Raw genomic sequence first — 22180 nt, forward strand, 5'->3', positions numbered from 1 at the left:
CGGGGCGTTATTAGCCAAAGATGAACTCGAATGATGAGAAAAAGAGCCCAATAAGGTACTTGGAGTCCGTTACAACGGGAAATTCTCGGGAAATGGATAAATAGCGCCAATGAGGTCCGTTAGCTCGGGAGCGTGATTAGCGGTTATTTTTAGAAGTTCTGTTCAATCTAACAACAGGTAAGAAAAAATAACCTAAACGGAGTGAACAGACATGACAGTGACAAATAACCAGACGGCGCACCAAGAAGCGGTGGAGACGGTGCGGAAATTGATCAAGGGCATCGACATCGCGATGCTGACCACGGTGACGAAGGAAGGGCTGGTGGCGCGTCCGATGAAAACCCAGGAAGTCGAATTTGACGGGGATCTGTGGTTCCTCACCAAAGAGGAGACGGATAAATACAGCCAGTTGAAGGATCACCCTCACGTGAACGTGTCCTACGTTGGGGACTCCTACGTGTCGGTACGCGGGACGGCGGAGGTGGTCAATGACCGGGAGAAGATTAAGCAGTTTTGGAACGCTGCGTATGCCAAGTTCCTGCATACGACCAGCGATGATCCGAACCTGGTCCTGATCAAAGTGAAGGCTGAAGCGGCGGAATATTGGGAGACCGGCAATCTTGTCAAAGTGATCAAGCGCATGTTCTCCCAGCTTACGGGAAAAGAAACCGAAGCGGAGCTGAACAAGACGGTGAAATTGTAGGTGTGAACCGATCAATAAAAGCCGCCTCGCGGCGGGTCGACAACGACCTGCAGGAGGCGGCTTTGGCATTTGGGTTTATCCCGTTGATCTTATTTCTTCACCGGAATCAAAATCTTCTGTCCGATCCGGATCAAGTGCGGGTTCTTCAGTTTGTTGTACTTGGCCAGAGCTTGCCATGTCGTGCCATGCTCCAGGGCAATGTGGTACAACGTGTCGCCCTTCTTCACGATGTGGACGATGTCCTTCTCTGCTGAAGGCACAGGGGCAGGCTCAGGCTTCGGCTTAGGAGCCGGTTCTGGTGCAGGAGCCGGTTCTGGTGTTGGTTCCGGCGTTGGCGTTGGTTCCGGAGCCGGGTTCACCGACTCCGCGGCCGAGCTCAGCTTGAACTTGGCATAGCCGTCTTCCGTATTAGTTACATACTCCAGGTTGCCGGCCTTCGCAGCGGCTTCCTTAGCGGCTGGCGAAGTTTCGAACGTCACGTTGGCGTTACCGAACGGAGCAAGCGACCAGTTGCCGTCTGCCGTTGGGTTGATCGTGCCGTTTTCACGGATGTAGTCGATGATGACTTGGCGGTTCTCATCCGGCGAAGCCAGGATGATGCGCTTGCCGTCCGGGTTCGCAAACTTGCTGGACGACGCGCGATAGTTGTTGCTGGCAACAACGAATTTTTGCTCTGGATCGATTGGCTTGCCGTTATAGGACAGGTTCACGATCCGGCTGGCTTTCTCATTAACCAGGGTGCCCTTTGCATCGTATTTCGCCGGTTGCGTTACATCGATTTGATACGTTACCCCGTCGATCACGTCAAAGTTGTACGTAGGGAAATCGTAGTTCACCAATTCTTGCTCTTCCGTTTTGTTCGGATCGATTTGGTTGAACTGTCCGGCGGACCATTCGAGCCATTCCTTAATCTCGGCGCCGGTTACCAGCACAGCGTTTACTGTGTTGGAGTACAGGTACAGGTCGGCTACGTTCTTAATCGCGATATCCCCGGCAGGAATATCCGTATAGTAGTTCGCGCCTTGACGTCCGCCGGCTTTAAATGGAGCGCCTGCCGACAGTACGGGCAATCCTTCGTATTCCGTGCCTTGCAGATGCTTCTCGACGTACCATTTTTGCGCGTTGGTCACGATTTGGATGGAAGGATCGTCCTGAATCAGGGCGAACCAGCTGTTAATTGGAGCCGTTGTCTTGCCCACCGGGCCGCGGATGTATTCCAGGGTAGCCTCGTGGTCCTCTTTAACCGCGTCCCAGATCGTTGGGTCGGCATCTACCAGCGGCTTCTTATTCTCCGTATCGTAAATCGGCTTCACAGCGACTTTGGAATTCTTCACCGTCCAAGTATCACCGGATTTCTCCAGCGTCAGGTCGATGATCCCCAAGTTGTTGCCCCAATATCCCGGTTCTACGGCAGGAACACCGTTGATCGTCCCTTTGGCCAGGTCGACGCCGGTTTTGCCTTCGAAGGAAGCGTCCGGGAACACCTTATGCGCGTGACCGAACAGGATCGCGTCGATGCCTTCCACCTTGCTCAGGTAGAGGACGGAGTTCTCCATCAGCGGGGTTTGCGGAATGTCCTCGAAGCCGGAGTGCGGTACCGCGATGATGAGGTCTGCGCCTGCTTTTTTCATCTCAGGAACGAATTTCTTTGCAGTTTCTACGATATCCTTCGTGATAACTTTCCCTTCAAGATTCGCCTTGTCCCAAGACAGAATTTGCGGAGGCACGAAGCCGATCACGCCAACCTTCAGCGTGTGCTTCGCTCCGGTGTTGTCGGTCACCTCTTTGTCGAGGATGATGTATGGAGTGAAGGCGTTTTTGTCGTTCGAAGGGTCTTGATCTTGATCATCCAAGTAAATGTTGGCGTTGACGTAAGGAAAATCCGAGCCTACTACCGCCGTCTTCAGGAAATCCAGACCGTAGTTGAACTCGTGGTTGCCGAAGTTGCCGACATCATAACCAAGCAAATTCATCGCTTTGTAAACCGGATGGGTCTCGCCCTCTTGCAGCTTGTCTACCGTCGCGACATAGTCGCCCAGCGGATTCCCTTGAATCAGGTCACCGTTGTCGATCAGCAAGCTGTTCTTCGCTTCCGCACGCGCTTGCTTGATCAGCGTGGCGGTCTTGGCCAAGCCGTACTCATCGGTAGGCTTATCCGCAAAATAGTCGTAGTTCACGATGTTCACATGGAGGTCGGTCGTCTCCATAATGCGGAGTTCTACGGTTGCTGCACTGCTCGTGTCTGCTGCAGACGCCGTGAATGGCAGGGCTGCCAGGCTGGCCGCAAGCAAGGATGCAAGGATAAATTTAGGACTGCGGGATTTGATCAAGTTCACTCCTCCTTAAATTTTTGAGTATTGCCTAACATGTGATGCAATAATATTGTACTTTATTTTATATGATTTGGAAGAGTATGTCATTTGGAGCTTTTTATTTCATGCATGAGGTTAATAGATTGTAATGGAGGAACAGAAACGTAATAATTCACCAACCAACTCATCAATTTCTACAGATCGCTATGATTCACTCTCAATCCTTTCTTTTGTCGAGCAAGCAATTAAAGAGTTAATTTTAGTAAAAGTTAGCTTGTATATAGAATATATGTAAATAACACAATTGTGGTTGACGTGATAATGAGTTTAATGGTAATATTTAGGAGAAGTCATTATTAACAAAAATGGGAGGTAATGAGAAATATGTTCAAAAAAGGAGCGGTATTTTTATTATCTATCGTGCTATTGTTTACATCTTTAGGAGCTGCAAATGCTAGCGATGATCAATTTTCTAAAAAGAGTGATGTAAGTAACAATGCAAGCTTACAGACAGTTTCTGTTCGTGATATTGTACCTTCAAAATACTTTGAATCAGTAAAGGGGAAATTTCACTCAAAGGAAGCAGTACTAGAGGCTACAGGATTTAAGAGAGTAACATCGAAAAAACTTAGCGATATGAAGTTTGAAAATGGAGCGATTATTGTTAATAGTTTTGATGAATATGCAGCATTACTACAGTATTACGCTGATTTGGAAAAAATGTATAATAATTTGAATATTCTTAATTCCGTTTCTCCAACCGCTACATACACCGATTATTCCGAACAAACAATTTGGGGAGACGGATTAGGTGGGGGGGGAACAAACCTTTCCTGGATTGTAGGTATTGTACAATTTGAAAGACATGACAAGTCTGGTGATTATAAAATAGTAAAAGTGACTGATACCGATAGTGTATTACGTGGATTCCATCCAGGGAATTCCTGGGAACACAGCGACGCTAGAACAACTTATGGTATCAACTCTGGCGGACTTTCAGGATGGGCCTGGATTAGAGGAGATAGAACCCTCTCAATAATTTGGGAAGGTGTTGGTGATGTTATTACAAAAGCAGAAGCATATTATATGACTTTCTAAGAATTTCATTTCATCACAAGCTACCACCTTGTCTGAAGGTGGTAGCTTGATATTATACAACGAAAGGAATCTATATATGAATGCTAATAATGAACATAAAGACGTTGAACAACGTTTAAATGATTTAGAGAAGCGAATGGATTCTCATGACAAGAAGTGGAAGTTAATAAAAAAGGTAATAACTATTATCATCTCTATTTGGTTATTACTATTTTTAATTGGTGTAATTCAATTTATAAGTGGTGGGTCATAACGGTCATAACCTTTTAGAACGGAGATACCATGATATATCATTTTTCACGGAAACTTTATTCCCCCCCTCATTTAGAGAGTACTGCAAAAGGCAACCTAATATCTGTAAAAAGGAGAACTGTCGCGGTTTGCGGCAGTTTTTCTTTCTTTTTGCCCATGTCTTCATCAATTCACCGCGTTAATATGTTATAATATCGGTAAATTGGTAAGAAAGGGGTTTTCTTGTGCTCCGTGACGGTAAACAACTTTCAGCTTCGTTTCATGCGGAGCTATATCGATTCATTCCGGAGAATCATCCGCTTCGAAAGATCCATGCCGCTGTCGACTTTTCCTTCATTCATGAACTGGTGCGGGATTCCTATTGCGAATACTACGGCAGACCGGCAAACGAACCGGAGTTATTGTTTCTTCAGATCATGTACAATCTCTCCGACGAAAAAGTGATTCAAGAAACGCAGGTCAATCTGGCTTACAAGTGGTTTGTCGGCCTAAATCCGGAGGATGACCTGCCGGACTCCTCTCAGTTGTCTCGTTTCCGAAATCACCGTTTAGGTGCAGCCCATGTCGACGAAGTACTTAAAGCCGTTGTTCGTCAATGCATTGACAAAGGGCTTATTAAATCCAAGACATTGCTCATGGATTCAACACATACCCTCGCAGACGCAGCGAAAGAAAAGCCACTTCAAGTTCTACAGAACGCCGCCAAGCGGCTGTATCGGGCGGTCGTGAAGAAGCACCCAAAGCTGGAGAAAAGGCTGCCCAAACAACCACCTCTTCCCGAAGACCGGGCTGAAGCCGAAAAAGCCATGCTCCATTACTTGGCCCAGCTCGGCGAAACCGTTGAAACCCTTCTTCCCGACCATGAGGGAGCCTTGAGCGAGAAAATCAAAATTGCGAACCAAATCGTTGAGGATGAGCGGTTTCTCGCCTTAAAAGGCGTGCTATCCGCGATTGATCCCGATGCGCGGTTTGGCTGGAAATCGAGCACGAAATCATTCTTTGGTTATAAAGAACATATTGCCATGACGGAAGAAGAAATCATTACTGCCGTTGAAGTCACAAGTGGTACGGCCGATGACGGAAAGCAACTGAAAACGCTGCTTGAAAAATCCAAGGAAGCAGGCCTTGAAGTCACGGAGATCATTGCCGACACCGCCTATTCCGGCAAGGATAACTTGGCACTTATGAAAGACGACCACATTCAACCGGTCGTTCCGTTGAATCCCGTCGTGCATAACGGCGGATTGAAACAAGAAGGATTCACCTACAACAAAGATGCGAATTTCGTCATATGTCCGGCAGCGAGCCCAGTATTCGGAAAGCGATTCAAGGAAGCAAGCAAAGCGGGGAAAGTCGTTCATTAGTGTTTTACTTCGACGTGGAGAAGTGCAAGAAATGTCCGCTACGGGAGGGCTGTTACAAACCGGGAAGCAAGTCGAAGACGTACTCCATTCGCCTTGTCGCTGACCATTACCAAGAACAAATGACGTTCGAATCGAGTGATGTTTTCAAGGCTCGGATCAGACGTCGCTCCATCATTGAACATAAGAACGCGGAAATGAAAAGATTTCACGGAATGGACCGGGCCCGATACCACGGTCTTGTTCGCATGCGAATACAGGCGATACTAACAGCCTTTGTGGTGAATGCCAAACGAATGACGAAGCTCATAAGTCAAATGCAGCCCGTATCCTAACGGATATGCGCTGCATTTTTTAACTTCAAACGATGTGGTCGACTCATTGAAGATCTGCACAACAAAAAACGTGGGTTTTGCAGTGCTCTCATTTAGGGGGGCTTCTTTTTCTCATTTACAAGCTAACTGCACATTGTAGCTTATAATCAGTCTTACGTCAGGAGGTCCTCTCTGACTTTATCCCAAATGTTGCCCTTCAGATTCTTTCACGGACGGTTGTACGTTTTCTGTCATTCCTCTGGTTCTTCTCGCCTTTGCTTCGCCTCGGCGATTTGGCATGAAGATCGTCACCGCCAGGATCACGATGCTCAGGATTCCCATGCAAAGATAAGCGTCGTTGGTTCCTAGAATGGTCGACATCTCTTTCAGCTGTGCCTTAGACAAGGTTTGACCGGAATGCATCAGCTCGGCGGCATGACTTTTGGTTCGCGTGGTATAAATGGTGACCACCAAGGCTGTTCCGATCGCACCGGCGACCTGACGGACCGTATTCGTTACGGCCGAACCGTGGGCATTTAACTGCTTCGGCAGAGCGTTGAGTCCCGCGGTATTCAGCGGCATCGTTAAGAAGCTCAAGCCGATGCGCAGTACAATCGTACGGAATACCAGGTACGTATACGACGTGGTTTCCGTTAAATGCGTAACGCCCCAAATCGCCGGAATCGTAAACAACAGCCCGATAATCGCAATCGGCTTGACCCCGAATTTATCCAGCAAACGTCCGGAAACCGGCGACAATAACGCATTAATTAAAGCCCCTGGCAGCAGCAGCAAGCCGGTGTCCAGCACCGAGAAGCTCCGACTGGTCTGCAAGTAAATCGGCAACAGGATCATATCCGCATACATGACCATCATAATCATAATGCTGATGATTGTGGTGACGGAGAACATCTTTTCCGTAAAGACTCGCAAATCCATCAGGGGTACAGATGAAGTAAGCTGACGCCAGCAGAACATCAACAGGAAAATACCGCCGACAATCAGGCACACCAGCACTTCAGCACTTCCCCAGCCTTTATTCCCTGCATTGCTGAAGCCAAAGAGAAGACCGCCGAACCCCAGCGTCGAGTAGACAATGCTGACAAGGTCCAGCTTAGGTTTCGAGGTCTCCGACACATTCACCATATATTTCAACGCTAACGGAATAACGATCGCAACCAGCGGCAGCATTCCGATAAAAATCCACCGCCAGGAAAAATGTTCAATCACTAAGCCAGCCAAGGTCGGGCCAATCGCCGGGGCAAAGATCATCGCGAGACCGATGAGTCCCATCGCTGCGCCGCGCCCTTCCTTCGGGAAGATCACCATCACGACCATCATCAACAGCGGCATGATAATGCCCGCCCCTGCGGCTTGAATCAACCGCCCCGTTAATAGAAACGGAAAGCTGGGAGCGACGGCGCTAATGAACGTTCCGGCGAGCAGCAAGAGCATGGAGCTAATGAACAACTGCCTGGTCGTGAATCGTTGCATCAGAAAAGCTGTAATCGGCACGAGGATCCCGTTCACCAGCATGAAGCCGGTAATCAGCCATTGCACGGTCGTGGCCGAAATGGCGAATTCCTTCATTAAGTCGGGCAAGGCGACATTCAGGATCGTTTGGTTCAAGATCGATAAGAACGAGCCCAAGAGCAGGACGGGCATCAGGATTTTTTTATTCACATTTGGTGTTGCGGTGTTCACGGTGTTGCTCCTTTCACAAAGGGGAATTCATTGACGGGTAGTCAAGTAATTGATATTCTGTCGATAAAAAATACTACCACGCAACGATTCAAAAGACCATTTACACATTCCGCCGAAGTGTAGACTAATCAACAGTTGACCGGGTCTGTGTTGAATAATTTGCAGATGATCGTCAAAGGAGAAACGAAATGTCGAGCAATAAGGAGCGCAAGGTAGACCCCCGCGTCATTCGGACCAAGCGAATGTTCCGGGAGGCGTTGATCGCATTGCTGCAAGAGAACACCGATCTGCGCAAAGTCACCGTGCAAGGCTTGGCCGATCGGGCGGGGTTAAACCGCGCTACGTTTTACTTGCATTATCGCGATGTGGAGGATTTGCTGGAGCAGCTGACGAAGGAAGTGTTAGACGAGTTGGCCCGGAGAATTCACCCGCTCACCGAGAGCGGCCCGACGAAGGACAACAATCCGCTCGTTTCCTTCCTGGAGGAGATTTACGAGAACGCGGCGTTATTCCAAGTGCTGCTCGAAAATAAAGAGTTCCGCCATCAACTGTTCGAGATCATGATGAACATCGTTTCGACGCGGCGGGAGCGCAGGAAGCCGGCAGATCCCTCCAAGCAAGTTCCGATAGAGGTCATTGCCGCATCGACGCTGGGGATCGTCACCTGGTGGATTGAGGAAGGTACCCCTTATAGTCCGAGCTATCTAGCGAACCAAATCAATCAATTGTATCGAAGAAGCAGTCCATCGAAGGCTTGAGGGTCATGTTGAGCGTGCTCTATCGTTTACCTATGGGATATGAGAAAAAGGAGGAGAGGCAAGTGTCGGCAGGGATTTTGGCGCATTTGTTGGGGAAGCAGCCTTTTCGGGAGCTGGCGGAGAAGGTGGCCGCCTATGAATTTCCTTATGTGCAGTTGGCGTTGTCCAAAGCCATTTCGGACGTGGATTGCTCGCTGGGCAAATTAAGCCCGGGCTTGGCTTCTGAGATCGGCGGCGCGTTTGCGGACCACCGTGTGCGGATCGCCGTGCTGGGCTGTTATGCCAGCCTGATCGACTTGGATGAGGAGAGCTACCGGCACAATGTGGACCGGTTCAAGGAGCATCTGCGCCATGCGCGGCATTTTGGTGCGCCGATCGTGGCGACGGAGGTTGGCAAGCCGGCGGACCCGGAACGATTGCCGGAGTATTGGGTGCGCCTCAACCGCGCATTGGAGGAGCTGGTCGATGAAGCCGAACGCTGGGGCGTCACCATCGGCCTTGAAGCGGCCCAAGGGCACTTGATCGACTCGCCAGAGACGATGGCGCAAACGCTGGAACGCTTCCCCTCCTCCTGTGTGGGCGTCGTTCTCGACCCATGCAATTTGATGAATGCCGCTAACTTCGACCGCCAGGACGAAGTGATCCAGACGGCCTTCGATCTGCTGGGCTCGTGCATCGTCAGCGCCCATGCCAAGGATCTGCGACGCGGCGCAAACGGCGAATTGATAGAAACCGCCGCAGGATTAGGGGAGCTGAACTACCCGCTGTTTTGGAGGCTGCTGGAGCAGCATAAGCCCCTTAGCTTCGTGACACTGGAGGCGGTGACGGAGGAGCAGTGTGCTGAAGCAGCAAGGTTTGTACGAGAGGGGAGAGGCCAAGGATGAGGCATACGAAAGAGAGTTTAATCCGCCAACTGGAGGCCCTAGGGTTGGACAGTGCAGGAACCGTGCTAGTCCATTCCTCCATGAAAAGCCTAGGTGAGGTAGAGGGCGGCGCAGATACAGTTTTGGATGCGTTTTCAGAGTATATGTCGCAGGGGCTGCTGGTGTTCCCCACGCATACTTGGTCATATATCAATAAGGATCGCCCCCGATTTGAGGTGGAGCATTCGCCGGTGTGCGTTGGCATTCTGCCGGAGCTGTTCCGCAAGAGACCCGGCGTCATCCGGTCGTGGCATCCCACCCATTCGGTCGCCGCGTTAGGATGGGACGCTAAGGCGTTTACGGCGGAGGATCATCTGTTTGATACGCCTTGTGCCCGAGGATCCTCGTGGGGGAAGCTGCTCGACCGCAAAGCGACAATTCTGCTCGTTGGGGTCGATTTGAGACGGAATACCTTCATCCATGGGGTCGAGGAGTGGGTGGATATCCCGGGAAGACTCACGGACGATCACGAAATGTTGTACACAATCACGCCGGACGGTGCAGAAATTCCGGTCCCTTCCCGCAGACATTGCGGGTTGCCTTGGTCGGAGCATTTTTGGAAGGTGGAAGAAGTGCTTGAGCATCGAGGTGCCTTGCGCAAGGGGAAATTGGGAGATGCCGTGGTACGGGTCTGCGATGCGGCCGGCGTGGCGGAAGTGATTACGGAAATGTTGAAGGAGGAGCCGGATTTGTTCTCCGATAACGAACCGCTTAAAGATCCGGGACGCTGGATGGGGAGCCGATCAGAATGAACCGGAAGGAGGAGAATCAGATGAAGACGATCACCGTACAGAAGTTGGTGGATACGTTTAAGTTGGAAGTGCTTGCCGGGGAGGAACGGATGGATCGTGAGATCACGCGACCTCGGACGCATCGGCCGGGGCTGGAGTTCGTGGGATATTTCGATTTTTTTCCAATGAATCGGGTGCAGGTGTTGGGCCGTAAGGAGATCAACTACCTCTTGACGTTAAGCGTGGAGGAACGCAAGCTGCGGATCGGGAACATCGTGAAATATCACCCTCCGTGCTTTATCGTGACGTCCGGGCAGCAGGAGATTCCATATTTAGAGCTGTACTGCGAGGAGGAAGGCATTCCGTTGCTGCGTACGGAAGAGACAGCGACGGAGTTTATCGCCAAGCTGGACAGTTATTTGGTTAAGGCGCTGGCTCCGGAGATCTCGATCCATGGGGTGTGCGTGAACGTCTCGGGGATCGGCATCCTGCTACGCGGCAAGTCTGGCATCGGCAAGAGCGAAACAGCGCATACCCTGATTCGCAGAGGGCACCGTTTGGTCGCAGACGATATTGTCGTGTTAAAAAAATTAAGCCCAACCACGCTGCTCGGAACCCATAACGAAACGACCCGCGAATTCCTGGCTCTACGCAGCATCGGGCTGATCAACGTGGTACGGCAGTATGGACGTCGGGCTTTTCAGGATGAGACACGGATTGTCTTGGATATCGAGCTGGTGCCGTGGCAGGAACATGCCCTCAACAACGAACTGGAGACGGTGCCGCAGTGTACGGAATACTTAGGGGTCCAAATCCCGCACATCGAAATCCAGCTCCAACCCGGCCGGGATGTCGCCGGCCTGATCGAGGCCGCTGCGAACAACTGGTACCTGAAGCAGCTCGGCTACAGCGCTGTGGATGAGTTTATGAAACGGATCGAGGAGGAGATGGGGTCGTAGGGGCTGCTGGCGAGCTCCTATGATCCCAACGAACCCAATGGTGAGTGAGGGAGGTTCAACGCAAAGATGATGTGGAAAGTGAATGGAGTTAGCGTGCTGTATGCTTTTTCCCTATTTGTTCAAGTGGAGCTTCTGATGAATGTGTATCGGCTTGAAAGAGTTACCGGAATCGCCCATATGGATCGTTATGTACCTGTGGCGGTGTTCCTGCTCATTGTTCTGTTCTCCATCCTCGCTTATGTTCTGACGAAGTTCCAGCGAAGCCCGGGGAAACGAAAATACCTGGCAACGATCTTGTGGATTCCTTATTTCCTGCTATTCATCAAAGGGTTTGCCTCCGCCTATCCGATCACCGATCCCCAAGAGGTGCCGCTTCCGGGGATGGGGTTGGTCATGATCGCTGCGTGTGGATTGTATCCGTTTTATATTGCGGGTTTGACGTTTTGTGCGGATCTTAGAGCAAGAGAGGTCTGGTAGTGTTTGGCGAGGTTTAGTATTAAGCAGTAAGAAATGGGTTCAGAGGTTCACAATTTTGGGGGATTTTGTCTCTCTGAAGAGGACGATCGTATAGGACCTTTTCATCACCAGGCTTTTGGCGCTGTAATTGGGAATATAGTTTAGTTCGGCGGCGATTTTTTCAATCCACTCACGAGTCTCTTTTTTGATCAGCGGGTTTCCGTTCAGCGCTCTTGATACGGTGGTATGCGAGACGCCGGCGACCCGCGCGATATCTTTAATAGTAACCATGGCACCTCGCTAAAAACGAAGATTACAACCTGCTGTTTGTGGATTCGACAAGCCGGGTTGCTTTTTTTTCGCCGGCATGGTATATTTACAGCAAGAAATGTGGTACCGTTACCACATTCAAATAACAAATCTTAATTCTATATGTATAAATTTTCCGTAATATGTTATTTAAATTTTTGTGGTACCGATACCATGTTTAGCGGCGGGAGGGATTGTTATCGCAACGATTCGTGATGTGGCCAAATTGGCTGGCGTGTCCGTCTCGACCGTATCGCGTTATTTGAACAAAAGCGGTTATGTCAACGCGGAAACGCAGCGGTCGATCAAAGCCGCGATCGAGAAGCTCGATTATGCGCCGAATCAGGTGGCGCGGGGGCTGGCCGGAAAGAAGACGAAGACGATTGCGCTCATTTTGCCGGATATTTCGAACCTGTTTTTCTCGGATCTGGCCCGAGCGGTGGAGGACGTCGCCGCCACTTACGGATATACGGTGATTTTGGGCAATTCGGACGATCAGGGGGATAAGGAAAGACGATATATCGAAACGCTCAAGAAGAAATATATCGACGGCTTTATTTTCGCTTCCCAGACGTTTGGACCCGGCGATGCGGAAATGCTGACCAAGCTCGGCATTCCTTACGTTTGCCTGGACCGCGGCCCGTCGGAGCAAAGCTCCAGCGTCGTCCGATCAAAAAACAAAGAAGGCGCGGAGATGGCGGTTCGGCATCTGCTTGAGATCGGCTGCCGGAAAATCGCCCACATCTACGGCCCGCAGCATTTGATCACCGGAAAGGAGCGGCTGATCGGCTTTGAAGAGGAGGTGCAGCGGTTTAATTGGTACACGCCGACCTTGCTTGAAGAAGGCGACTTTCGGATTCGCGGCGGGATGAACGCGACCGAGCGGCTGATGCGGCGTCACCCTGATATCGACGGCATTTTTGCAGGCAACGATCTGATGGCGATCGGCGCATTGAAAGCGCTTAACCGCATGGGCATCAAAGTTGGCAAGCAGGTGGCGCTGTGCGGCTTCGACGGCATCCAGACGACGGAAATTACGGTGCCCGAGCTGACGACGATCGCGCAGCCGATTTATGAAATGGGCGCGCTGATTTCGCGCCTGCTGATCAAGAAGATCGAAGGCACGCTGGAGGAGGATCGGCTTTACGAGCTTGACGTGAAGCTGATCGCCAGAGACTCGACGTTGGCGTTTGATCCTAAATAAGATAAAGATACCCAATTTTCAGGAAGGATAGAGTGCGATGAATAAACCGAAAGTGGCGGTCATTGGCAGCTTGAATATGGATATTGTGGTGGAAACGCGCCAGCATCCGCAAGTTGGGGAAACGCTGCTTGGCGAACAGATTCGCTTCATCCCCGGGGGGAAAGGGGCGAACCAAGCGGTTGCGGCGGCGCGGCTTGGCGCGGAGACGGCGATGATCGGCGCGGTTGGCGAGGACGCTTTTGGCCGGGAACTGCTTGAAGCTCTGCGGCAGGATGGCGTTGACATCAGCGGCGTGAAGCGCCTGCCCGGCTGCACGACGGGCGTAGCTTCGATTTATGTCGCGGAAGGAGACAACAGCATCGTGGTTGTGCCTGGCGCAAACTACCGGGTGAGCCCGGAGGACATCGATGAGAACGAAGACAAGCTTCGCCGGGCGGATATCGTGCTGCTGCAGCTTGAAATTCCGGTGGACACCGTCTTCTACGCGGCGCAGAAAGCGAAGTCGCTCGGCAAGACGGTCGTGCTGAATCCCGCGCCCGCGCAGCCTTTGCCGCCGGAATTGTTCGGCTATGTCGACTACGTTACGCCAAACCGTACGGAGCTAAGCCGTTACACCGGTATGGATGCGGACGGGACAAAGCTTGTGGCGGCGATGCGGCGTATGAAAGAGATGGAAGCTAAGCACATTATTACGACGCTTGGAGCGGACGGTTCCGCTTATTTGACGGAGGACGGCGAGGTGCGAACCGTCCCGGGCCATCAGGTTAAGGTGGTGGATACGACGGGAGCGGGTGACTGCTACAATGCCGGTTTGGCCGTATCGCTCGCTAAGGGACGGAGCTTGCGCGAAGCGGTTGAATATGCGGCGCTCGTATCCGCGCTCGCCGTTACGAAATTCGGCGCTCAGGCGGGCATGCCTTCCGAAGCGGAAGCGGAGCGGTTCGCCGCAAAGCTGAAAACCAAGACAGGAGAATGAGCGATGAAAAAAATCGGAATCATCAACAGCGAATTGTCAAGAGTGATCAGCGAACTCGGCCATACGGACGCCATCGTCATTGCCGATTGCGGGCTGCCGATTCCTCCCGGCGTAAGACGGATCGATCTGGCGCTGAAGCGCGGGGTGCCCGGATATGTGGAGACGCTGGAGACGATTTTGGAGGAAATGCAGGTGGAGCGGTACACGGTCGCCGCTGAAATGAAGGAGGCCAGCCCGGAATTGTACGAAAAGACGGCGCTTCTGCTTGACGGGGCGGCCGAAGGCAACGTAACGCACGAGCGGTTCAAGCAGTTGACCCGCGAGGCCAAAGCGGTCGTTCGTACCGGCGAATGTACGCCGTACGCCAACGTAATTTTGCACGCGGGAGTCATTTTTTAGGATGGGGGGGCTATAGATGAATACGCCGCTTTTGGAGATGGAAGGAATCGACAAAAGCTTTTCCGGCGTAAAAGTGCTGGAGCAGGTGAAATTTACGCTTGAAGCCGGCGAAGTGCACGCCTTGATGGGGGAAAATGGCGCTGGAAAATCGACCCTGATGAAAATATTAAACGGCATCTATACGAAAGACAGCGGAACGGTGCGGGTTAAGGGCAAGGAGCGGTCCATTTTGTCGCCGTCGGCCGCGCAGGAGCTTGGCATCGTGATGATTCACCAGGAGCTGAATCTGATCCCGCATTTGACGGTGATGGAAAATATTTTTCTCGGACGGGAATTTACGCTTGGCCCCACCCGGCTGATCGATTGGCGCAAAATGAAGCGGGAGTCGGCCCGGTATTTGTCGCAGCTTGGGCTGATGATTCCTCCGGAGGCCATAGTCGGAGAATTGTCCGTTGGCCAGCAGCAGATGGTCGAAATCGCCAAGGCCCTGTCGATGAATACGGAAATTTTGGTGCTGGACGAACCGACGGCTGCGCTGACGAACCGGGAAATTGAAGGGCTGTTTCAGGTGATCGCTTCCTTGAAGCGGCAAGGGGTTGGGATGATCTACATCTCGCACCGGATGGAGGAGATTTTTCAGATTTGCGACCGGATTACGGTGATGCGGGACGGCCGCTATGTCGGAACGGAGAAGGTGGCCGAGACGAACATGGATCAAATCGTCAAAATGATGGTTGGCCGGGAAATCAAGGACCGTTTCCCTAAAGCGCACATCGATTTTGGCGAAGAGAAGCTTAGGGTGGAGAACCTCTCGCAAAAAGGTGTGTTGCACGACATCTCCTTTTCCGTCCGGGCTGGTGAAATTGTTGGCATCGCCGGCCTGATGGGAGCGGGACGCACGGAACTGGCCAAAGCGTTGTTCGGGGTATCGCCCATCGACGGCGGAACGATTGCCATCAACGGCAAGAAGGTGCAAATCCGCAAGCCGAGCGATGCGATCCGGGCCGGATTGGCGCTAGTGACGGAGGACCGGAAAGACGAAGGGCTGCTTCTTGCAATGAGCGTCCGCGACAACTTGTCGATGACCAATTTGACAGCGGTTTCAAACGGCGGATTTCTCAGTGAGGCCAAGGAACGGGAACTGGCGGACACGATGATTCAGCGGCTTCGCATCAAAACCTCAAGCGGCGCGCAGGCGGTCGGCTCGCTTAGCGGAGGCAATCAGCAAAAGGTCGTCATCGGCAAGTGGTTGGCGACGAATCCGCAGGTGCTCATTTTGGATGAGCCAACAAGAGGCGTAGACATCGGCGCGAAAAAGGAAATTTACGATCTGATGAACAAGCTTGCGGCCGAGGGCGTCGCGATTGTGATGATTTCGTCCGAGCTTCCGGAAATTCTGGGCATGAGCGACAGAATTCTGGTCATGCATGAAGGAAAGCTGACGGGGCATTTTACGAGAGAAGAGGCAACGCAGGAAAAAATTATGATCTGTGCCACAGGGGGAGGAGAACAATATGCTAGCTAAAACGCCGGGCGCCCAAACATTGAAACGGTTCAACTTGCAAGGGATCGGGCCGCTTATCGGGCTGGCGCTCATCATGATCGCGCTGTCGATTTTTGCCGACAATTTTTTGACGGTCAACAACTTGCTTAACGTGCTTCGCCAGGTCTCGATCAACGCTCTGATTGCGTTCGGGATGACCTTTGTTATTCTGACCGGCGGCATCGACCTATCGGTCGGCTCCATTTTCGCTCTATCCAGTGCGCTTACGGCGGGGCTTATGGCCGGCGGAATGAACACCTGGCTGGCCGTGGCCGTCGGGATTGCCTCCGGAGCGGCTATGGGCGCGGTCAACGGGCTTATCGTGGCGAAAGGACGGCTGGCTCCGTTTATCGTCACGCTGGCTACGATGACGATTTACCGCGGACTTACGCTCGTTTACACCGACGGGAAGCCGATTACCGGCTTAAACAAAGATTTTGCTCTGCTTGGAAAAGGGTACTTTCTGCAAATACCGACACCGATTATTTGGATGGTTCTCGCGTTTGCAGTGGTATACATCATTCTGAAACATACCACTTTCGGCCGGCGCGTATACGCGGTCGGAAGCAATGAGGAGGCGACATGGCTATCGGGGATTAGCACATCCAAAGTCAAATTGCTGGTCTACTCGATCAGCGGCCTGCTGGCATCGATCAGCGGCCTCATCCTCACCTCGCGGTTGAACTCCGCGCAGCCGACGGCAGGCGTCTCTTATGAGCTGGACGCCATCGCGGCGGTCGTGCTTGGTGGAACGAGCTTGTCGGGCGGCAAAGGCTGGATCGTCGGGACATTGATCGGCGCCGTCATTATCGGCGTGCTGAACAACGGTCTGAACTTGCTTAACGTATCGTCGTTCTATCAACAAGTCGTAAAAGGGGCTGTCATTCTGATCGCGGTGCTTCTCGACCGTTCGAAAACAAGAACAGCGTAAAAGCGCAAAATTAAACGAAAAGGAGCCTGGAAAAATGAAAAAGTATGGTATCGTATGGCCGCTAACGCTTGCTTTGTTTCTCTTGCTTGCCGCGTGCACGACAGGGAATGAAGGCGGGACGGCAGGCAACGCCGGGAATGCCGCCGGCAAGGGGGATAACGGCGGCAAAGTGAAAATCGGTTTGTCGATCTCCACGCAAAACAATCCGTTTTTCGTCACTTTGAAGGAAGGCGCGGAGAAAGCGGCTCAGGCCGCCGGCGCGGAACTGATCGTCGTCGATGCGCAAGACGACACCTCGAAACAAATCAGCGGCATCGAAGATTTGATTCAGCAACAAGTGGATGTGATCCTCATTAATCCTACCGATAGCGACGCCGTCGTGACGGCGGTAGAATCGGCCAACAACGCCAATATTCCGGTCATTACGGTAGACCGGGCGGCAAACGGCGGCACCGTCGTATCGCACATCGCTTCCGACAACGTAGCGGGCGGCAAAATGGCCGGGGAGTTCATTCTCGAAAAACTCGGCGGCAAAGGGAACATCGTTGAACTGCAAGGCATTGCCGGCACATCGGCAGCGCGGGATCGCGGCGAAGGTTTCCACAGCGCCGTGGACGGCAAAGACGGCGTGAAAGTCGTCGCTTCGCAGCCGGCCGATTTTGACCGGGCCAAAGGGCTGACGGTTATGGAAAATATTTTGCAAAGCAACAGCGACGTTCAGGCGGTATTCGCCCACAACGACGAAATGGCGCTCGGGGCGCTGCAGGCGATTGAAGCCGCAGGCAAAAAAGACATTATCGTCGTCGGTTTCGACGCCACGGACGACGCGGTAAGCGCCGTGAATAGCGGCACGATGGCGGCTACGGTAGCGCAAAAGCCGGAATTGATCGGCCAGAAGGCGATCGAAACGGCGATGAAAGTGGCCGCAGGCGAGCAGGTAGAAAGCTCGATTCCGGTCGAGCTGGAGCTTGTGACTAAGCAATAACGCGGAAGCCGCCGCTGGCGAATGGGTGAAAGAGATCGCCCCAAGCCCCGAGCTGCGCAAATAGTTTAACCATCAGCCGGAGCGGTTTGCCGATTTTAGCAAAAGCTATATTATAAAAACATTTCGTCTGGGGGAAGGTTCACCCTGCAAACGTTCGTGATTGTAAAATTCAATATAATCAGCGAGGTTTGTTTTGAACTAAGAAAAGAATGGACAGGCTTGCGCCCCAATGCGGGTCATGTGAATGAATAACGCTTGAACTGTGGTTGCCCCCATTCTTTTCTATCCTTATCTAATTGTGAACACGAACCAACGTCAGGAAACGGTGCGATTTGTGTGCAGCGGGCGGTTTGTGAGGTAAGGGTGGACGAGCTATATGGAGCCTGAATCAGCCGGTCCGAGGGGGCCGGTTTTCTGCTTCTTCTGGATTCGGAGTCTTGAGTGTTGCCGTTTTAGTGAAAAAATATGAATACCTCATCAGGACAAGATAAATACTCCTGAATATGAAGAGCAGAGCAAATCTTGGATTGAAAAGAGAATGTTCTACTTATCGGATTGATCGGTTCTTGTTCTACTGAATAATGTCATTAAATATGGAAATCAACATTTCTTGCAGCGTGTCGGCAAATAATTCTTTTAGGGCAGACTGAACATCCGCCATTGTTTTTAAATCGTTGTCTTTAATGAAGGCTTTTACTTGATCTCTGCTGAACTTTGGGGCCACTGTGTTCATCCTTTCCATCCAACCTTTCTCAATCGATAAATAATCGAGCGGTTTTCTGAATTTCAGAGATTAAGGCTGGTTTGTTGGCATAGGATGGCATGGACGGCGTCCTCCGCGTCAGTTTTTATATTTACATTTAGCTTGTCCAATGATAAACATTTCTCCTTTTAAGAAAATAAAGCGCTCCGAGGTTAAAGATAAGGGCGACTACCGCTTGAGTCACCATGCAGCCTTGGAGTGAGAGGTTCGGGTTGGCTCGATTCCACTGCATCAGATACAAAAATCCCTGACCGGTGCCTGTGGTAAACATGCCTTCAAGTTAGGGAATCCGCCGATATCCTGCTCACAGCGTGCCCACTGCCTATCGATTGGCGGGCCCTTATCTTGTAATTGGGCGCATGATACTTTACGTCCTCGTTTTGAATTCTCTTTACTCCGGTTTATCTATAATTTTATTTATGGATATATAGCATTAATCTAATTTGTTTTATTAGTTATTGAACCGTAGAATAATTCCTGTAGTCAGTCAACGCTTATAAAAGGAGGAAGCCAAGTGAATAAAAAGATATTGATTGTTGTCACTAACCATTCAGATATCCATGAAGGAAGAAAAACTGGAATTTGGTTGTCCGAATTCGCTGAAGCTTATCAAGAATTTATTCAGCAGGGCTACCAGGTTACAGTAGCAAGCCCGCTTGGAGGGCGGAGTCCAGTCGATCCAAACAGCGTGAATGAGGAAACTCCAAGAGAAATTTTGGAATCTGCAAAGCAACTTGAAAACACAGTTCCTATCCATGCTGTAACTGTTAGTGACTTTGATGCTATCTTCCTGCCGGGTGGTCATGGAACGATGTATGACTTGCCGGAAAATCAACATCTTCACGAATTGATCCGTGACTTTTATGAAGCAGGGAAAATAGTTGCTGCAGTGTGTCACGGCCCCGCAGGACTTACGGGAGTCAGACTATCGAATGGACTGCCCCTTGTGGCGGGCAAACGGGTAAATGCTTTTACTAATGGGGAAGAGGCCCAAACCGGCTTAGACAACGTTCTTCCTTTTCTTCTGGAGAGCAGGCTTCGTGAATTGGGAGCTATTTTTCGTGCAGCACCGAACTGGACATCCCATCATGAAGTTGATGGAAATTTGATTACTGGTCAAAATCCTCAGTCTACTCTGGCTGTAACTAAAGCCGTCATTGAAAAATTAGGATAAAGGAATGGGGCTGCTATTTTGAAATAGTGGCCTCATGCATTCTTTGTTGCCATAATAAAAGGGGGTTATTTATTTGGAGGCAGTAGAAATTGAAAATAAATCAGCAAGTAAAAGTCCGATATTGGCGTTACTTGCGCTAACAATAGGGGCATTTGCGATTGGGATGACTGAATTTATTATTATGGGTTTACTTCCTGAAGTGGCGGAAAGCTTGAAGGTTTCCATCCCTTTAACAGGGTTGCTGATTACCGGTTATGCACTAGGTGTGGCTTTTGGAGCTCCCATCATTACTATTGCGACTCATCGAATGAAGCGAAAGCAGTTGCTTCTGTTTCTTATGATTCTATTCATAGCAGGTAATTTATTGGCTGCCCTCGCACCAAACTATGGAGTTTTAATGATAGCTCGGATCGTGGCTGCGTTAACTCATGGATCCTTTTTTGGTGTTGGATCCATTATTGCAGCCGGGCTGGTTCCTAAGGAAAAACGGGCTGGAGCGATTGCCATCATGTTTACCGGTCTAACCCTTGCAAATATTTTGGGTGTCCCTATCGGTACATTTATCGGCCAAGCCTATGGATGGAGATCCACTTTTTGGACGATTACTGTAATAGGCCTCATCGCTTTGATAGGAATTGCTGTACTTGTTCCCAAAGTTGAAGCAACTTCATCAAGTCTAAAGCAGGAGCTTGGTGTGCTGCGTCGACCAGCAGTTTACGTGGCTCTTTTAATGACGACGTTTGGTTTCGGAGGAGTCTTTACAGCGTTCACATATATTTCACCGATTTTAACTGATATTACCAAGTTTCCGACAAATTTCATTTCTTATATCCTGGTGTTGTTCGGGGTCGGCATCACGCTTGGAAATATTATTGGGGGAAAATTAGCTGACCGCAAATTAATGCCGTCACTCCTCGGGATACTCGTTGTGTTGGCCATAGTTTTGGCGGTATTTTCAATTACGGATCAGTATAAAGTACCTGCGTTGATTACTATTTTTATACTGGGAATAGCCGCTTTTGGAACCGTACCAGGATTACAACTTCATATGCTGAATACGGCCAAGGAAGCACCAACGCTAGCGTCGACGCTAAATATAGCCGCTTTTAACCTAGGAAATGCGCTTGGTGCGTATATCGGAGGTGTGGTTATTGATTTACAATTTGGGGGAGGCCTAGTAGCTGTTCCATGGGTCGCTTCGATCGTTACAGTCGCAGGCATCTTATTTACTCTTTGGGGTGCTCAACAACAAAAGAGGATTATTAGGCCCCAAATTTTCGGGTAAGCTTTGCTTACCCCTTTTTCACATATCCTTTGGTAAAGGGGGAAGAGCTGTGGATTTTGAATGGTACCGTAGCTTTATCAGTATTTATAAATATAGATCAGTCTCTGAAGCGGCAAGAATAAGGTTAATGACTCAACCTGCATTGAGCCAGCATTTAGCCGCATTGGAAGCTGAGCTTGGCGAAAAATTATTTACGAGAACTGCAAGAAAAATGATTCCCACCGAAAAAGGGAAAGAGCTTTACACACAAGTGGTTCCTCTTATTGAAGCTTTGGAGGAGACTACACAAAAATTCAAAATGGAAAACTCATTAACCGTCCCCATGGTTAAAATCGGTACAGGATACGAATACTTCCGTGAGAATTTAGCTCGTAATTTAAATAAATTTCCATTTCGAGTTAATGCAACTTTTGGGGTGGCCTCCTATATTCTTGAATTACTGATCGAGGAAAAACTTGACATGATTATAACGTCCCAAAAAATCCCTGCCCCTGGCATTGAATATATCCATTATGTTCAAGAAGAATTTGTACTGGTTGCACCTTATCACTTTGAAGAACATCATTATGAAGATAAGGAACGCTTTGAAGCCTGGTTGTGTTCACAAGATTGGCTCAGTTATGGCAGTGAATTACCGATCATCAGAAGATTTTGGAGAGAATATTTTAAGAAAAGACCGCAAATGCAAATCAAACATGTTCTCCCGGATCTTCATTCAATATTGACGGCGATAGAACATGGAGCTGGAATCAGTATTCTTCCAAATTATATGCTAGAAAAATCTATTCACAATCATACCGTAAAAATAATCTATCCTGAGTTTAGAGTGACTAATGAACTATATCTGGCTTATCATATCAAATTTCGAAATTATCCCACGACGATAATGATTATTGATGCATTAAAGGAGAATTTACAAAATAATATCGATACGATTTAAAAAGACTATTTCCCGACAATATAAAATGCTAAGGCAAGCCAGAGAATTATGGTAAACTATAATCAACTAGCGCGATCGGCTATGCGGATATCCATTGAAT

General features: G+C 50.1%; 18 protein-coding genes and 3 pseudogenes. 17 read left to right on the plus strand and 4 right to left on the minus strand.

The annotated features are described in order from the left end of the window. The first annotated feature begins 211 nt into the window (after nucleotides 1-211). A complete protein-coding gene (locus tag POTG_RS03620; RefSeq protein WP_009223445.1) occupies nucleotides 212-703 on the plus strand; it encodes a pyridoxamine 5'-phosphate oxidase family protein in 492 nt (163 codons plus the stop codon). Between the two features lie 89 nt (nucleotides 704-792). On the opposite strand, the gene POTG_RS03625 is transcribed toward POTG_RS03620, so the two are convergent. Next, complete coding sequence (locus POTG_RS03625; protein ID WP_009223446.1) at nucleotides 793-3033, minus strand: bifunctional 2',3'-cyclic-nucleotide 2'-phosphodiesterase/3'-nucleotidase; 2241 nt, start codon at nucleotides 3031-3033, stop codon at nucleotides 793-795. A gap of 366 nt (nucleotides 3034-3399) precedes the next feature. Here POTG_RS03625 and POTG_RS03630 point away from each other — a divergent pair, with 366 nt between their 5' ends. After that, complete coding sequence (locus POTG_RS03630; RefSeq protein WP_009223447.1) at nucleotides 3400-4113, plus strand: hypothetical protein; 714 nt, start codon at nucleotides 3400-3402, stop codon at nucleotides 4111-4113. Nucleotides 4114-4589: 476 nt separating this feature from the next. Next, a pseudogene (locus tag POTG_RS03635) lies at nucleotides 4590-6061 on the plus strand (IS1182 family transposase). A 177-nt stretch (nucleotides 6062-6238) separates the two neighbouring features. On the opposite strand, the gene POTG_RS03640 reads toward POTG_RS03635, so the two are convergent. Next, the gene (locus POTG_RS03640) at nucleotides 6239-7705 is read right to left on the minus strand and encodes an MDR family MFS transporter (protein ID WP_085982535.1); all 1467 of its coding nucleotides are present in this window, start codon (nucleotides 7703-7705) and stop codon (nucleotides 6239-6241) included. A 227-nt stretch (nucleotides 7706-7932) separates the two neighbouring features. Between POTG_RS03640 and POTG_RS03645 the strand changes: the two genes are divergently transcribed. The 5 genes from POTG_RS03645 (at nucleotide 7933) to POTG_RS03665 (ending at nucleotide 11592) form a co-directional block, all read left to right on the plus strand. Then, complete coding sequence (locus POTG_RS03645; protein ID WP_009223450.1) at nucleotides 7933-8502, plus strand: TetR/AcrR family transcriptional regulator; 570 nt, start codon at nucleotides 7933-7935, stop codon at nucleotides 8500-8502. A gap of 62 nt (nucleotides 8503-8564) precedes the next feature. Then, nucleotides 8565-9386 (plus strand): sugar phosphate isomerase/epimerase family protein, encoded by an 822-nt coding sequence (locus tag POTG_RS03650; RefSeq protein ID WP_036644098.1) that lies wholly within the window; start codon nucleotides 8565-8567, stop codon nucleotides 9384-9386. Then, entirely contained in the window at nucleotides 9383-10177 is a 795-nt protein-coding gene (locus POTG_RS03655) for an AAC(3) family N-acetyltransferase (protein WP_009223452.1), read from the plus strand. The genes POTG_RS03650 and POTG_RS03655 overlap by 4 nt, the downstream gene beginning before the upstream one ends. Nucleotides 10178-10197: 20 nt before the next feature. Further along, on the plus strand, nucleotides 10198-11115 hold the full coding sequence (hprK, locus tag POTG_RS03660) for an HPr(Ser) kinase/phosphatase (RefSeq protein WP_009223453.1): 918 nt from the start codon (nucleotides 10198-10200) through the stop codon (nucleotides 11113-11115). A 66-nt stretch (nucleotides 11116-11181) separates the two neighbouring features. Further along, the gene (locus tag POTG_RS03665; protein ID WP_009223454.1) at nucleotides 11182-11592 is read left to right on the plus strand and encodes a hypothetical protein; all 411 of its coding nucleotides are present in this window, start codon (nucleotides 11182-11184) and stop codon (nucleotides 11590-11592) included. A gap of 75 nt (nucleotides 11593-11667) precedes the next feature. Here the strand turns inward: POTG_RS03665 and POTG_RS03670 are convergent. After that, nucleotides 11668-11862, minus strand: a pseudogene (locus tag POTG_RS03670) (LacI family DNA-binding transcriptional regulator); the annotation flags it as partial. 235 nt (nucleotides 11863-12097) lie between these two features. Here POTG_RS03670 and POTG_RS03675 point away from each other — a divergent pair. The 6 genes from POTG_RS03675 to rbsB are packed head-to-tail and all read left to right on the plus strand — an operon-like array spanning nucleotide 12098 to nucleotide 17918. After that, nucleotides 12098-13084, plus strand: a complete 987-nt coding sequence (locus POTG_RS03675) for a LacI family DNA-binding transcriptional regulator (RefSeq protein WP_009223456.1) — start codon at nucleotides 12098-12100, stop codon at nucleotides 13082-13084. A 37-nt stretch (nucleotides 13085-13121) separates the two neighbouring features. After that, on the plus strand, nucleotides 13122-14060 hold the full coding sequence (gene rbsK, locus POTG_RS03680) for a ribokinase (RefSeq protein WP_009223457.1): 939 nt from the start codon (nucleotides 13122-13124) through the stop codon (nucleotides 14058-14060). Nucleotides 14061-14063: 3 nt separating this feature from the next. After that, nucleotides 14064-14459, plus strand: coding sequence for a D-ribose pyranase (gene rbsD, locus POTG_RS03685; RefSeq protein WP_009223458.1), 396 nt, complete (start codon nucleotides 14064-14066; stop codon nucleotides 14457-14459). 16 nt (nucleotides 14460-14475) lie between these two features. Next, on the plus strand, nucleotides 14476-15984 hold the full coding sequence (locus POTG_RS03690; protein WP_009223459.1) for a sugar ABC transporter ATP-binding protein: 1509 nt from the start codon (nucleotides 14476-14478) through the stop codon (nucleotides 15982-15984). Further along, entirely contained in the window at nucleotides 15974-16933 is a 960-nt protein-coding gene (locus POTG_RS03695; protein ID WP_009223460.1) for an ABC transporter permease, read from the plus strand. The genes POTG_RS03690 and POTG_RS03695 overlap by 11 nt, the downstream gene beginning before the upstream one ends. 34 nt (nucleotides 16934-16967) lie before the next feature. Continuing rightward, complete coding sequence (gene rbsB / locus POTG_RS03700; RefSeq protein ID WP_009223461.1) at nucleotides 16968-17918, plus strand: ribose ABC transporter substrate-binding protein RbsB; 951 nt, start codon at nucleotides 16968-16970, stop codon at nucleotides 17916-17918. A gap of 601 nt (nucleotides 17919-18519) precedes the next feature. On the opposite strand, the pseudogene POTG_RS23570 reads toward rbsB, so the two are convergent. Continuing rightward, nucleotides 18520-18651: pseudogene (locus POTG_RS23570) on the minus strand (IS256 family transposase); the annotation flags it as partial. 544 nt (nucleotides 18652-19195) lie between these two features. On the opposite strand from POTG_RS23570, the gene POTG_RS03705 reads away from it, so the two are divergent. The 3 genes from POTG_RS03705 to POTG_RS03715 all read left to right on the plus strand — a co-directional run bounded on the left by POTG_RS03705 (nucleotide 19196) and on the right by POTG_RS03715 (nucleotide 22080). Next, entirely contained in the window at nucleotides 19196-19855 is a 660-nt protein-coding gene (locus tag POTG_RS03705; RefSeq protein WP_009223464.1) for a type 1 glutamine amidotransferase domain-containing protein, read from the plus strand. Nucleotides 19856-19928: 73 nt separating this feature from the next. Continuing rightward, complete coding sequence (locus POTG_RS03710; protein WP_009223465.1) at nucleotides 19929-21140, plus strand: MFS transporter; 1212 nt, start codon at nucleotides 19929-19931, stop codon at nucleotides 21138-21140. A 49-nt stretch (nucleotides 21141-21189) separates the two neighbouring features. Beyond that, nucleotides 21190-22080 (plus strand): LysR family transcriptional regulator, encoded by an 891-nt coding sequence (locus tag POTG_RS03715; RefSeq protein ID WP_036644101.1) that lies wholly within the window; start codon nucleotides 21190-21192, stop codon nucleotides 22078-22080. The last annotated feature ends 100 nt before the right edge of the window (nucleotides 22081-22180 follow it).

Origin of the sequence: Paenibacillus sp. oral taxon 786 str. D14, assembly GCF_000159955.1 — a bacterium.
GTDB lineage: Bacteria > Bacillota > Bacilli > Paenibacillales > Paenibacillaceae > Fontibacillus > Fontibacillus phoenicis.